The sequence below is a fragment of the Streptomyces cavernicola genome (assembly GCF_029968035.1).
Classification (GTDB): domain Bacteria; phylum Actinomycetota; class Actinomycetes; order Streptomycetales; family Streptomycetaceae; genus Streptomyces; species Streptomyces cavernicola.
Genome location: NZ_JASCIQ010000030.1, coordinates 42211 through 56009, shown reverse-complemented (window position 1 = coordinate 56009; position 13799 = coordinate 42211). Strand labels below are relative to the sequence as shown.

Genomic DNA, 13799 nt, shown 5'->3' with positions numbered 1-13799 from the left:
GGGTCGGCGTCCGAAGACGCCGACCCCTTTCGCTCGTACGGGTGTTGCCGCTGTTACTGGGTCCAGCCAGGCGGCACCGCACCGCCCTGCTGCTGACCCTGCGGCGGCTGCTGTCCCTGCTGGGGCTGTTGCGTCCAGCCCTGGCCCTGCGGGGGCTGCTGGCCCTGCTGCTGCCAGCCCTGACCCTGCTGCGGAGCGCCCTGCTGGGGGTAACCCTGTTGCGGGGCCTGCTGCTGTTGCGGGTAGCCCTGCTGCATCTGCTGCTGGCCGGCGTACCCCTGGTTCTGCGCGGTCCGGGCGAGGTCCTCGGTGACCAGGGACGCCAGGTTGAAGTACGCCTCGCGGGTCTTCGGACGCATCATGTTGAGGTCGACCTCGGCGCCCGCCGCGAGGTGCTCGTCGAACGGCACCACCTGGACGGCGCGGCAGCGCGTCTCGAAGTGCGCCACGATGTCGTCCACCTTGATCATCTTGCCGGTCTCGCGGACACCCGAGATCACCGTGATGGAGCGCTGCACCAGGTCGGCGAAGCCGTGCGCCGACAGCCAGTCGAGCGTCGTCGACGCGGAGCTCGCGCCGTCCACCGACGGGGTCGAGATGATGATCAACTGGTCGGCCAGGTCGAGCACTCCGCGCATCGCGGAGTACAGCAGACCCGTACCCGAGTCGGTCAGGATGATCGGGTACTGACGGCCGAGGACGTCGAGCGCCGAGCGGTAGTCCTGGTCGTTGAACGTGGTCGAGACGGCCGGGTCCACGTCGTTGGCGATGATCTCCAGACCGGAGGGCGCCTGCGAGGTGAAGCGGCGGATGTCCATGTAGCTGTTCAGCTGCGGGATCGCCTGCACCAGGTCGCGGATGGTCGCACCGGTCTCGCGCCGCACACGGCGGCCGAGGGTGCCCGCGTCCGGGTTGGCGTCGATCGCGAGGATCTTGTCCTGCCGCTCCGAGGCCAGCGTCGCGCCGAGCGCCATCGTCGTCGTGGTCTTGCCGACGCCGCCCTTGAGGGAGATGACCGCGATCCGGTAGCAGGACATCACCGGCGTACGGATCAGCTCCAACTTCCGCTGCCGCTCGGCCTCTTCCTTCTTCGCGCCCAGCTTGAACCGGGACGGGCCCGCGTTGTTCTTGCGCTGCTTGGGCTGGTTGCGGAGCAGTCGGTCCGAGGACAGCTCGACCGCCGCGTTGTAACCCAGCGGCGTGCCGGGCGCGGCCTGCGGCTGCGGCTGCTGCGCACCGGGCCCGGCCTGACCGGCCTGACCGCCCTGCGACCAGCCCTGCGGGGCCTGCTGCTGGTGCTGCTGCTGAGGGGCCTGCTGCTGGGGGTGCGGCTGCTGTCCCTGCTGAGGCATCTGCTGGCCGGGCTGCTGACCCTGCTGCGGAGCCTGGCCCTGCTGCGGAGCCTGGCCCTGCTGCGGAGCCTGGCCCTGCTGAGGGTGGGCCTGCGGGTGCGGCTGCTGACCCTGGGGCTGCTGGCCCTGCTGCGGGTAGCCGTAGCCCTGCTGCTGACCCGGCTGGACCTGCTGCTGCGGGTAGCCGTAACCGCCCTGCTGTGCCTGCTGTGCTGCCTGGGCCTGGGCGGCCTGCTGTGCCTGCTGCGCCTGCTGTGCCTGCTGTGCGGCGTACGCCTGCTGAGCCTGGGCGGCCTGCTGGGCGGCGTGCGCCTGCGCGGCCTGGTCCTGCTGCGGCATCGGCTGGGCGCCGGGGTGCTGGCCCTGCTGTTGCGGCATCGGCTGCCCGGCGCCGAACCCGCCCTGCCCAGCGGCCTGTTGGGGCTGCTGACCCGGCTGACCCTGCTGCTGCGGGTAGCCGTAACCGCCCTGCTGCGCCTGCTGTGCCGCCTGGGCCTGCTGGGCCTGGGCGGCCTGTGCCGCTGCGGCGGCCGCGGCCTGCGGGTCCTGCGGCTGCTGAGCGGGCTGCTGCTGACCGGCCTGCTCGGGCTGCGCGGGCTGGTAGCCCTGCGGCAGCGGAGGCAGCTGCTGCTGAGGGGCCTGCGGAGCCTGCGGGGCCTGCGGAGCCTGGGGCGCCTGCGGGACCTGCGGCGCCTCGGCCGGCGCAGTGGCCTCAGGAGCCTGCGGCGCTTCGGCGGCGTCGGACGACGCGCCGGCCTCACCCTCGGCGGCGGCCTGTTCCTGCTCGGGCTCCTCGTCCGACGACGCGGCGGGCTCGTCGTCGTCCGAGCCGAACAGCGCGGCCGCCTCGGCGTCCGCAGCCGCGTAGTTGAGCTCTACGGGCTGCTCCGCCTGCTCCGGCTGCTCCGCCTCGGCGTCGGACGCCTCCGCGCCCTCGGCGGCAGCGGGGGCCGACGTCGTACCGCTGTCCTCGTCGTCCACGGGCCGCAGCACCGGGAAGCCGGGCGCGGCAGGCGAGTTGGCGGCCGGAGCGCTCGCGTCCGGAGCCGGAGCCTCAGGGGCCGGAGCAGCCGGTGCCGGAGCGGCGGGAGTGGGCGCCGGGGGAGCGGGCGAGGCGTCCACGGACGGCGCGGGGGAGGCGTCGACCGACGGTGAGTGCGCGGGCTCGTTCCCGGACTGCGGGTAGCCGTAACCACCCGTCGCGCCCTGCGTCTGCTGCGGGTAGCCGTAACCGCCCGACGTGTCCTGGCCGGTCTGCGGCGCCGCCGCCTGCTGGGGCGCGGACTGCTGCGGCTGTGCGGGGTACTGCGATGCGGCGGCCTGCGGCGCGACGGGGGCGGCCTGCTGCGGGTAGCCGTAACCGCCGGAGGCGTCCTGGGCGGGCTGTGCGGGCTGGGCGTGCTGCGGGTAGCCGTAACCGCCCGCGGTGTTGGGCTGCATCGGGGCCTGCTGCGGGTAGCCGTAGCCACCGGAGGCGTCCTGCTGCGGCATCTGCTGAGGCGTCTGCTGCGGGTAGCCGGCGCCGGGTGCGCCACCCGTCCCCTGCGGTGCGCCCGGCGCGTACCCCTGCTGCGGCTGCTCCTGGACCGGGGGCTGCGGCGGGCCCTGGTTCGGCCCCTGCTGGCCGAGCGGCTGGCCGGTGGGAGGCGGCGGCGAGGCCGGCTCGGTGTTGCCGCGCGATCCCTGGTCGTACCAAGAAGGAGGCTCGTAGACGATCTCGAACTCGCCCGTGAGGTCGAGTTCACGGTCTTCCCCGTCAGGGGACTGGCCGCCTCGGTAGTCGGACCGATCCCTGTTCACTGCTTGCCTCCTGGTCAGCCACTGCTGCTGAATGCGTACGTCGCGGTCGGGCGGATGGGGTGGCGCGTCCCACGCGTCTGCGACGCAACCGCATCACCAGAAGAGCCTAATCACTCGCACCGCGGTACGGGAAAGCGCCCTTGTGTGCGCTCCGTCTCCGCCGCTCGTGCGGTTGACCACTCTCCCCGGGTCCCCGGACAGGGCCTGGCCTCGAGTCCCGAGGATCGGACCCAGGTGCCCGGAAGCACGGAACATCCGGGCGGGTTGGGGGATTCTCGGCCCGTCCGGACGGACTTCCGAGCATCCAAGGGCATCGGATCGGCCACCGAAAGACGCAATCCGGCCGGACGTCGAACGCCGGCCGGAGAGGCACTTCAGTGGGCCGATCGCCCCGGCGAAGGCCCCACGACCGAACATCACAATCCGGTTGCGGGACTTCGCCGAAGGGTCAGTCCATACGTCGGGCAGCGCCGAGCAGACCGTTCTCCGCTTCGGTCGGCTCGGTCATCACGTACTTGCGGTGCTTGCGGGTGCACCACAGGGCCACGTTGTCCGAGAGCGTCGGCAGCAGCTGCAGGTGGTCCGCCGGCACACCGAGGGTCTCGCGTACGACCTCGGTCTCCTGCGGCGAGATGCGCTGGATGCCGACCAACTGCGCCTGCGAGAGCCAACGCGGCGCGTGCTCACTGACGTACGGCAGCACGGTCACGACGGCCTGCCAGGGCAGCGAGGTCACCCGGCCGCGCGGCGGGCGGACACCACAGTCACGGATCAGCACGACCGGGCTGGACACCGAAGGGCCCTGCGCGGGCACGCGGCCCACCGGGTACACCGTCACGCACTGCTGGCCGCCGCCGGCCGCCTGCGCCAACTGCGCCCAGACCTGCGGGCGGCCCGTCTCGACCGCCACGCGCGCGCCGGTCGCGGCGGAGCGCAGTGCGAGTACCTGGGCCATCCACAGACCGCCGACGACGCAGACGTCGAAGGGGGTGGGGCGGGCCAGGCCGAGCACGGCGGGCGTGTTCTCGGTGTCCGTGCCGATGATCACGCCGTCGTCGCCGATCGGCATGCTGATCGCGGCGATCTCGTCGGACGTCACCACGTGCCGGTTGCGGCGCGGGCCGCGCAGGCCGAACCCCGGGCTGAAGATGCGCCGTTGGGTCGGCTGCTGCGGCGCCTCCGGCTGCTGCAGCAGCGGGATCATGCCGGTGTCGGTCGGCGACGCGACGTGCGCGGGCCGGCGCTCGGGCCCGCCCTGGCGCTGCTGTCCCTGGTTCATGGTCGGGGTGGGGTAGGACATCAGGACGTACCTCCGAGCGGCAGGGTGGCGAGGGCGCCGGGGACCTGTTCGCGGTCGAGCCGCACCAGGCCGACCTTGGAGGCGCCGGCGGCGCGCTCCAACTCGCGGCGCGCCTGGTCCAGTTCGTTCTCACCGCGGCCGGTGATGCGGACGTGGCCCGCGATCGCGATGCCGCGGTTGCCCGCCCTGCTCAGGGTGGTGCTGAACGTGGTCGCGAGCACCGGCAGCGAGGTGAAGCGCGTCACCAGCTGCGGCAGGCCCACCCCGCCCTGACCGAGCTGCGGCCAGCGGGAGATCCAGTACGTGGTGTGCCAGCGGTCGTCCACGCGCCAGGTGCGGACGGCCTCGACCGTGCGGCGCTGGTTCGACCGACTGTCGTTGTTGCGCTGGGAGTTGGCGCGCGGGTTCAGGCAGCTGGACGTGGCGAGCGCGTTCACCAGCTCGTTCTCGTCGAGGATCGTCGCCTCGAAACCGGCGCCGGCGAGGCGGCTCGCGAGCTGGTCGGCGGTACGCAGCAGGGCGCGCTGGGCGCCGGGCACACCGCCGCCGCGGGCCTCGACGGCCTCCGGGCACAGCTCGGGGTCGAGCTTCAGGGCGACCCAGGTGAGGCGCAGCGCGGGCGAGCCGGACTGGGCCTGCAGCGGGCCGTACGACCGCGCGGCGACCGACTGCTGCGGCAGGTGCGGGGCGGGCGCGGGCTGGGTGTGCTGGACGACCTGGGCGGAGGCCAGCTGGATGCCGTCCACCTCCAGGGCGTCCTGGATCAGCTGCAACGGCAGCTGGCGGTTGGCCATTTCGGGCCGCAGCGGCTCGTCGCTGGGCTGCACGAAGAGCACGGCCGTCAGGAACGAGCCGTCGCCGATCATGCCGATCGACCGGTCGTCCCGGGACACGAAGCTGTACGTGCGCAGCGCCGCGTCGCACTCGACGGCGGGCGCCAGCATCGGGTCGGTGCCCGGCGGGACGGGCGACTTGGCCTCGCGCTGGCGCTGCTTGAGCGCGCGCGCCGTCTCGTACCACTCCGGCAGCGGGCGGTGGTGGCGGCGCAGGATCGCGAGGAGGACGAGGAGCGCGGCGACGGCGCCCGCGGGGGCGAGCAGCCACCGCTCGGTCACCCACGCGGCCACCATGATCGCGGCGGCCAGCTCGACCAGGACTAGCTGCTGCAGGCGCAGCGGACCGAGTCCGCCGGGGCGCGGCAGGGTACGGGGCGCGGCGGACGTCGCGGATCCGGTCGCTGCGGGAGTCGGTGCCTGAGTGGGCCTTCCCCGGCCTCCGCCCCTCGGCTGCTGCTGTGCGCGGCGTCCGCGCCGACTGCTCGTAGCGCTGGTCATCCCCCGGGACATCCCTTTCGCAATGTGGCATCGGTTCGCTCGGTGGCACGGCGGGCTGTTCGTTGCTCGTCGCCGTTGCGACCGCCGTGCGCTGCGGTGCCCTGTGTTCGTGTGGGAGGTCACGCTACCCGTTGATGACCTCTCGGCGACACGGGGGCCAGGACAGGGAAGTGGGGCGGCTCTGTGAACTTCCGGTACAGAGCGGACGCGCACACCGAACCTGGTGGACCGCGGCCCCGTGGCGCAGTGCATAGTAGGTGCCCTGTTGTGCTCAACCGGCCCTTGTGCGCGCGCTGATGCTGCCGGGACCGGTCGGGGGGCAACGACTGAGCATGGCAAAACGGGAGAAACGGGAGAGCTGGGACACATGGCAAAGCGTCGGGATGAGCTCGCCGCCTATACATTCGCGCGCAAGCGCACTGTCGCGGCTTTCCTGGCACCGGAGCCCGGGGGGTCGGAGGAAGGCGCACCGCGACCGGTGCGCACCGTGATGCCGAGCCTGGCGGTCGGTGTGATCCTCGTGGTGGGGTTCATCGCCTGGGGGGTCATCAAGCCTGCGGCGCCGAAGGGCTGGGACACGGTCGGCGAGCACGTCATCGTGGACAAGGACTCGACGACCAGGTACGTAGTCCTGAAGGACAAGGAGACGGGCGAGAAGGTCCTGCACCCGGTCCTCAACTACGCCTCCGCGAAGCTCCTGCTCGAGAAGGGCAAGGGCACGGTCCTCGAGGTGCCGGGCAAGGAGATCGACAAGAGCAACATCCGGCACGGATCGACCATCGGCATTCCTTACGCGCCGGACCGTCTGCCGGCCAAGGAGGACGCCGAGAAGGCGAAGACCTGGGCGGTCTGCGAGCGTCCGGCCGCGGGCGGCGGCGCAGCCCCCGACCGCGCGGTGTTCGTCATGAACGCGGAGGACGCCAAGGCCGTCAAGGGCAAGGGCAAGGTCGACTCCAGCGAGGCGCTGTACGTCGAGGCGCCGAACGGCCTGCGCTTCCTGGTGGACGGCAACGGCACGGTGTTCCGCCTCGGCAGCGACAACGTCAACGCGGACAAGACGCTGACGCAGAACCTGCGCTCGGCCGTGATCGGCGGCACCAACGTTCCGCGGAAGGTGAGCGGGGAGTGGCTCGCGACGCTCAACGACGGCGGCCAGATCACCTTCCCGACCATTCCGCAGGCGGGTGCGCCCACCGGGGTTCAGGGGCTGCCCGACGAGGCGGCCAGGGTCGGCACGATCCTCAAGGTCGCTGACGCCGCAGGCGAACTGAACTACGTGGTTCTCAGGGACCGGGTGGCCTCGATCACCCCGTTCATGGCCGCTGTCCTCAAGGCCTCTCCGTCGGCCGAGGCGGCGTACCAGGGCACCAAGCCCGTCGACGTCGAGGTCTCCTCGAACGACGTGAACACCGCCAACGGCGGCGCCGCCGAGCCGCTCGGCATCGGCGAGAGCTGGCCCCGCGACGTGCCGAAGCAGGTCAACGCCACGGAGGGCGCCCCCGGCGAGGTGAACGACACCTCGTGCAGCCTGTTCGACGGCACCTTCAACACCGCCGCCAAGAAGCCCAACCTCGGCGCCTGGGCAGGCAAGGAGTACCCGAGGAAGGTCCTCAGCGACTCCCTGAACGCGTACGTCTCCTCCGGCTCCGGCCTGCTCTTCCAGGAGATCACCGGACGAGCCGGCGGCGGTGGCCACACGTACCTGCTCACGGACACCGGCCTGCGCTACTCGCTGCCCGCGGGCAACGACAACGCCTCGGACAAGACCGGCGAGGAGGGCACTGGCCTCAAGGAGGGCGAGGGGCCCTCCGAGACCGACAAGGCCCGTACCCGCCTCGGCTACGAGAAGGTCAAGGACAAGCGCTACGTCCCGCAGGGCTGGGCCCAGTTCATCCCCAAGGGGCCGACGCTGGACACCGGAAGCGCCAAGCAGGCCCAGAGTCAGTGACGTCCGAAGGGCACGGCCGGCTCCGTGCGGAGGCCCAAATGGCCTGCGCCTGCCCGGAGTTGGCCGTGTTCAATCACGGCTCCGTCTCTCGACTGTGTGAAGTCTGTAACTGATCGCCGCTGTCGATGAATGTGTCAGTGGCGGGCGATAGAGTGCTGTCAGCGCTCATAGATGTTTAGACAGAAGTGACGCCTCAAACCCGAGAAGCGGTACGGGCTTCTCGGTCCACAACGACATGGGGGAAGGTTCACCATGGCCGGCCAGTTTCGGGTAACAGAAGATCAGCTCGCCAAGCTCTCGAACGACATCAACACGGCGAACGGTCAGATCCAGGGCGAGGTCCGTCGCCTCAACGGCGTGATCGACCAGATCGCGGGCGGCTGGGAGGGCCAGGCGGCCAAGTCGTACCGCTCCCTCCAGGAGCGGTGGAACCAGGACGCCAAGCGTATGAGCGACATCCTGCAGGACATCAAGGAAGCCGTGGACTCCACGCGGAGCAACTACACCGCGTCGGAAGAGCAGCAGAACTCCGAGATCAGCAAGATCATGTCGGACTTCGGCTGATCGTCGCTCGATAGAGCAGTCCCGTGCGGCAGTTCGGGATCTCCCCGAGCGCACACGTGACACCAGCTCGCCTCACCACCACACTTCCGCAAACTCCCTGAAGGGGTTAGACGATGTCCATTCTCGTCAATTACGCAACGATCACCAACGCTGCGACCGACGTCCGCTCCACCGCCGGCCGCATCAAGCAGCAGCTCGACGACATCGAGGCCGCGGTCAAGAACGTCGCGCAGTCCTGGGAAGGTGAAGCGCAGGAGGGTTACCAGCGCAAGCAGCGCGAGTGGGACCAGACTGCCGCTGACCTGCACCAGACCCTGATGAAGATCGCGGGCGCGCTGCAGAGCTCGGCCGAGAACTACCAGGCCACTGAGAAGCAGAACGCCAACACCTGGGGCTGAGCCGCCCGCAGCCCGCAGTGGGCCTGAGTCGGTGTGATCCGAGGCGTTGAGGGAGGCCCGGTCGGCGCGAGAAGCGCGGACTGGGCCGAACTCGCCTCGGCACCCGGGCCGGGCCCGTTCATCTGTGGGCAACCCGGTGTTTCCGACGCTGAGTTGAACTCACCGGAACGCAACTGCACAGCAATGCAGACCAGCAAGACCGCATCACCGCACCAGTTATTGACAAGCCATCCCTGGGGGTCCTGAGCATGGGGGTCCTGACACCCCGTACGCGTACGAGTGGAACCCGCGCACTGCAGCGGGCTGTTGGCGTACTCACGGTCACCGGGATGTGCCTCGCCACTGCCCCGTCGGCGTTCGCTGATTCCCGCTCGGACGATCCCGCATTCAGTCTCGACTCGAGCTCCGAGTGCAAGTTCGGCGGCAAGAACATCGCGTCCACCCCGTGGTCGCTTCAGCGGATCATCATGGACCAGCTGAAGGACAAGGCCACCGGCAAGGGCGTCACGGTCGCCGTGATCGACACCGGCGTGGACGACGACAACAAGCAGTTGGCCGGCCAGATGGCCTCCAAGGGCAAGGACTTCGTCGGCGGCCGCGCTGACGGAACCCAGGACCTGCAGGGCCACGGCACCAAGGTCGCGGGGATCATCGCGGCCAAGAAGGTGCCGAATTCGGGGTTCATGGGCCTCGCCCCCGATGCGAAGATCCTGCCGATCCGCTACACCGGGGCGGCGGGCAAGAACGGCAAGGTCAAGAACGGCAATTCGGACACCATGGTCGCGGCGATCAACTACGCCGTCGAGCAACGTGTCCAGATCATCAACATCTCCTCCGACACGCAGGGCCGCAGGGATCCGGAGGCGCTGCGCATCGCCATCCAGGAGGCGGTCGACGCCGGCATCATCGTCGTCGCGGCCGCGGGCAACGCGGGCGTGGACGGCCTGTCGAAGAAGACGTACCCCGCCTCGTACGACGGCGTTGTCGCGGTCGCCGCCTCGGACCGCAACGACGAGCGGGCCTTCTTCTCGCAGGCCGGCGACTTCGTCGACATCGCGGCCCCCGGCGTAGACATGGTCTCCACGGTCCCCAAGGGCGGCCAGTGCACCGACCAGGGAACCAGCTTCGCTGCCCCGTACGTCGCAGGTGTGGCTGCCCTGATGAAGGACCGCTACCCGGAGTGGAACAGCAAGCAGATCATCGCCCGCATGCAGGAGACCGCCCAACGCCCCACCGCGGAGCCGAACCGCTATGTGGGCTGGGGAGTTGTGGACCCGCTCGCGGCCCTGTCCAACAGCACCGAACCCGGCGAGACCCCCAAGCCCGAAGCCCCGCAGCAGGCGGGTTCTGGCCAGGTGACCCCGATGCGGGTCACCATGGGAGAGACTCCGGCGGAGCGTGACCGGCGGATCGCGATCTACGTACTGGGTGCGGGCTTGTTGTTGGTCTTCGTCGCGGGCGGCAGCGGAATCGCTGTCCGGGACTGGCGACGGAAGAAGGCTGGGGGGCTTGGAACTGATTAGGGCGAACCGGCCTGTTCAGGGCGAATCAGGGCCTTTTGACTGAGTCAGGCCATATGGATACGGAATCCGATGGCGCGAAGAACTTTGGAAAACTGGGGAGAGGACACGGGGTATGAGCAACGGGATGCGGGTTGATCTGAGCGCTCTTGATGACGTCATCAGGAAGCTCAACGGGCTGCTCAGCAACATGGACTCGGCCAACTCTAAGGCCAAGTACGAGACGGATATTCCTAGCACTGCCTTCGGTAGCGACAAGTTCCTGGAGTCGAATCAACTGCACAAGGCTCACGCCGAGGAGAAGGCCCGGATCGAGAAGATCATCAAGGGCCTTCATGAGTTGATCGATGAATTCGGTAAGAGTGCTTCGAAGGTGAAGGACAAGTACACCGAGCAGGAGCACGCCGAGAAGGGTCGCTACGACGCTGGTGACGGTCCTGCCAAGGGCGCGGCGAACTAAGCGAACTTCAGGAACCGATCACTGACGGAGGGGATGTTCTGAGATGGCCTACGGGTACGGCGGCAACTACATGACGCCTGAGCAAATGAGGCAGATGGAGGAAGCGCGCCAACAGCGCATTCAGGAGAAGCACGACGAGAAGCTCGAGGAGCAGCCCAACGGCGGAATGGGCGGACCGGACCGCTCCCAGCTCGACACACCGTTCATGAAGATGAGCATTCCGGATCTGCGTTCCATGATTCTGGACGCGGACCCGGATCGCATCTACGAGGTCAGCCAGCACTGGAAGAAGGTCCACGAGATCCTCTCCGGCGGCGAAGCCGGCGGTGCGCCGTCCGGCGACAGTGTCGCCGGCTTGATGAAGAAGGCCGTCGAGGACGTCCTGGAGCACTGGCAGGGCGAGGCGGCCAACTCCTTCGCGCGTAAGGCTGGGGAAATCCAGAACAAGATCCAGAACGGCGCGCTCTGGGCCAAGCACAACTCCGACAACATGGATGCGGTCCAGAAGGATCTGCGGACTTCGCGCGAGAAGATGCGCGAAGTTGAGGAGCCCGGCTTCTGGGACAGGGCCTGGGACAAGATGTGGGACGACGAGCGCAGTGACGAGCAGCTCCTCGAAGACATCAAGAAGGGCGCCAGCACGGACGCTGCAGCCAAGGCCAACGCAGACTCGCTTTCCGCAGGTAAGGAAGCTCAGCTGCAGGGCGTGGCGATCATGGAGCAGCTGGCGTTCAACTACAAGTCGTACAGCGGGCGGGTTGACGGCGGATCAGACCCCAAGGACCCGTTCTCTCCGCCGGACCCGGGTGGTCCGATGCCCCCGCCGGTCACGCCCTCCGGCCCTGGTGGAAGTGGTCCGGGTGCGGCTGGTACGGGCCCCAAGCCGTGGACTGCAGGACCCCCTAAGGGTGTTGGTGCTGCGCCTACGGTCCCAGGCCCCAAGGGGATCACTGGAGGAACTCAGCTCCCGGTCGGCACCAACACCGACAGCGTCTCGCCTGGCCTGACGGGGGGTAAGACGTCGCTGCCTGGAGGCGGTGGAGTTGGCCTGCCCGGCGGTGGCGGCGGAACCGGTGGTGGCACTGGTGGTGGATTCGTTCCGCCCGCTGGCGGTGGCGGTCTCGCGGGAGCTCGCGGGGGTGGCCCCGGTGCTGGTGGACGCGGTGGGTTCGCTGGTGGCGGCGCTGGAGCCAACCGTGGAGCGGCAGGTCGTGCCGGTATGGGCGGCATGGGTGGCGGCATGGGCGCTGGTGCCGGCGGCCGTGGTGCAGCCGGTGGTGGTCGCGGTGCTCTCGCGAAGGCACGCGGTGGTGTCGTTGGAGCTGCCAAGGGCATCACCGGCAAGGGCGCCGCAACTGGCGGTGCCGGTCTGCACGGCAGCCGTGGTGGCTCGCAGCGCACGGGCGGCATGGCCGGCGGTATGGGCGGTGCCATGGGTGGCCGTGGTGGTCGCCGTGGTGAGGGCAACGAGGGCAGCGATCGCCCCGACTACCTTGTCGAGGACGAGGAGACGTGGGTCTCGGAAGAGAACCGCAAGAGGAACGTGCCTAAGAACATCGAGTAGGCACTGAGCGAGCCAGCAGAGAACCTTCGCCGGTTCCCCTAGAAGCTGGCGAAACCAGTCGCAGTTGAGTGAGGAGCAAGGAAATTGGGAGTCAAGCGAGTCTGGTCCACGACGGGAGTCGCGGCACTGACAGGAGCCTTGCTCCTCACTTCAGCGCCGCTGGCGTCAGCAGACGAGGTCCGCGACAAGCAATGGCCGCTCACGGTTTATGACGCTGAGGACGTCTGGAAGACGTCACAGGGTGAGGGAGTGACTGTCGCAGTTGTGGACTCGGGGGTCGATGCGTCTCACCCGGATCTCACCGGCCAGGTGCTGCCGGGGAAGGACTTTTCAACGCCGGGGAGCCAGCCTCACAACGACCCAGACGGCCACGGTACTGGCATGGCTAGCCTAATCGCTGGCCATGGGCATGGCCCCGGTCGTGCATCAGGTGTGATGGGGCTCGCGCCGAAGGCCAAGATTCTCCCTGTGAAGGCAGATGATGGCAAGGCGATGAGCGAATACTGGCCCGAGGCTGTTCGCTACGCCGTCGACCAGGGCGTGGAAGTCATCAACCTTTCCTTCGTTGATACGGGTGCAACGCCGGGTACCCGAGGGGCGAAAGCTATTGCCTACGCGCAGGCCAACGATGTCGTTGTTGTTGCTGGTGTAGGAAACGATGGCGGCACAGTGCATTACCCCGCCGCGCTTCCCGGGGTTGTAGCTGTTACAGCCGTGGACAAGAACCTGAAGCCCTGGAGTAACGCCAATACGGGGAAGGGGGTTACGCTCGCTGCCCCGGGCGTGGATATCACGAGTGCGAGGACGAAGACGCGCAGTGGGTACAGCATTGTAAGCGGTACCTCCGACGCCACCGCCTACGTCTCCGCCATCGCCGCCCTCCTCCGCTCCAAGTTCCCCGACCTGACCGCTGGCCAGATCATCAACCGCATGGTCAAGTCGGCTGACTACCTGGGGAATGCTCCGGACAAGGAGACGCTCGGCTACGGCATCGCGCGTCCGGGGACGGCGATGCGGATGGACATCCCCAAGGGTCCCAAGGAAGGGCCCCTGGCCAAGGCGCCGTCTGGGACTGAGTCCAAGGGAGCGCCGGCTGAGGGGGATGACTCCTCGTCCAAGGAGAGCGCGGGCAAGAAGAAGAAGTCTTCGTCGTCCAGCGGGTTGTTGATCGGCGTGGGCATCGGTGTCGCCGTGCTGATCGTCGTCGGTGTCATCTTCGCTGTGCTCCGTAGCCGCGGTAACCGGGGCAACGGTGGTCCCGGTAACGGCGGGCCCGGTGGTCCGGGTGGTCCTTCGGGGTACCCGGGGCAGCAGCAGTATCCGAACGCCGCACCCGGGCAGGCCTATCCGGCGCCGCCCGGTCAGGCGCCGCAGCAGGGCGGGCCGTACGGGCAGCAGCGCTAGGTAGCGCCTGGGCGGTCGAGGTTCGAGGAAAGGGCTCGGGAGTCTCCCGGGCCCTTTCGCGTGTCCGCGTGCGTACCTTTGTGCGCCTGGTGCCGCGACAGTGTCCCGTAGCGACCTCTTCGTGCCGCTTGTCCTTGCGCGCTCCCGCAAGTGCT

10 protein-coding genes are annotated in these 13799 nt (G+C 69.0%); 7 read left to right on the top strand and 3 right to left on the bottom strand.

The window, feature by feature from the left end; translation table 11 throughout:
- Window positions 1-53: 53 nt before the first annotated feature.
- The 3 genes from QIS96_RS25760 to eccE form a co-directional block, all read right to left on the bottom strand.
- Window positions 54-3152: an SCO5717 family growth-regulating ATPase gene (locus tag QIS96_RS25760; RefSeq protein WP_282545125.1), complete on the bottom strand. Its 3099-nt coding sequence runs from the start codon at window positions 3150-3152 to the stop codon at window positions 54-56.
- A 448-nt stretch (window positions 3153-3600) separates the two neighbouring features.
- The gene (locus QIS96_RS25755) at window positions 3601-4452 is read right to left on the bottom strand and encodes a hypothetical protein (protein WP_282545124.1); all 852 of its coding nucleotides are present in this window, start codon (window positions 4450-4452) and stop codon (window positions 3601-3603) included.
- On the bottom strand, window positions 4452-5786 hold the full coding sequence (gene eccE, locus QIS96_RS25750; RefSeq protein WP_282545123.1) for a type VII secretion protein EccE: 1335 nt from the start codon (window positions 5784-5786) through the stop codon (window positions 4452-4454). Before eccE ends, QIS96_RS25755 begins: the two co-directional genes overlap by 1 nt.
- Before the next feature lie 367 nt (window positions 5787-6153).
- Between eccE and eccB the strand changes: the two genes are divergently transcribed.
- The 7 genes from eccB (at window position 6154) to mycP (QIS96_RS25715) (ending at window position 13644) form a co-directional block, all read left to right on the top strand.
- Entirely contained in the window at window positions 6154-7734 is a 1581-nt protein-coding gene (eccB, locus tag QIS96_RS25745; RefSeq protein ID WP_282545122.1) for a type VII secretion protein EccB, read from the top strand.
- A gap of 252 nt (window positions 7735-7986) precedes the next feature.
- Window positions 7987-8298: a WXG100 family type VII secretion target gene (locus QIS96_RS25740; protein WP_282545121.1), complete on the top strand. Its 312-nt coding sequence runs from the start codon at window positions 7987-7989 to the stop codon at window positions 8296-8298.
- A 113-nt stretch (window positions 8299-8411) separates the two neighbouring features.
- Window positions 8412-8696, top strand: a complete 285-nt coding sequence (locus tag QIS96_RS25735; protein WP_282545120.1) for a WXG100 family type VII secretion target — start codon at window positions 8412-8414, stop codon at window positions 8694-8696.
- Window positions 8697-9025: 329 nt separating this feature from the next.
- Window positions 9026-10219 (top strand): type VII secretion-associated serine protease mycosin, encoded by a 1194-nt coding sequence (gene mycP / locus QIS96_RS25730; RefSeq protein WP_282545119.1) that lies wholly within the window; start codon window positions 9026-9028, stop codon window positions 10217-10219.
- 112 nt (window positions 10220-10331) lie between these two features.
- The gene (locus tag QIS96_RS25725; RefSeq protein WP_282545118.1) at window positions 10332-10676 is read left to right on the top strand and encodes a hypothetical protein; all 345 of its coding nucleotides are present in this window, start codon (window positions 10332-10334) and stop codon (window positions 10674-10676) included.
- Window positions 10677-10719: 43 nt separating this feature from the next.
- Window positions 10720-12240, top strand: a complete 1521-nt coding sequence (locus QIS96_RS25720) for a single stranded DNA-binding domain-containing protein (protein WP_282545117.1) — start codon at window positions 10720-10722, stop codon at window positions 12238-12240.
- An 84-nt stretch (window positions 12241-12324) separates the two neighbouring features.
- Window positions 12325-13644 (top strand): type VII secretion-associated serine protease mycosin, encoded by a 1320-nt coding sequence (gene mycP / locus QIS96_RS25715; RefSeq protein ID WP_349017414.1) that lies wholly within the window; start codon window positions 12325-12327, stop codon window positions 13642-13644.
- Window positions 13645-13799 lie beyond the last annotated feature (155 nt).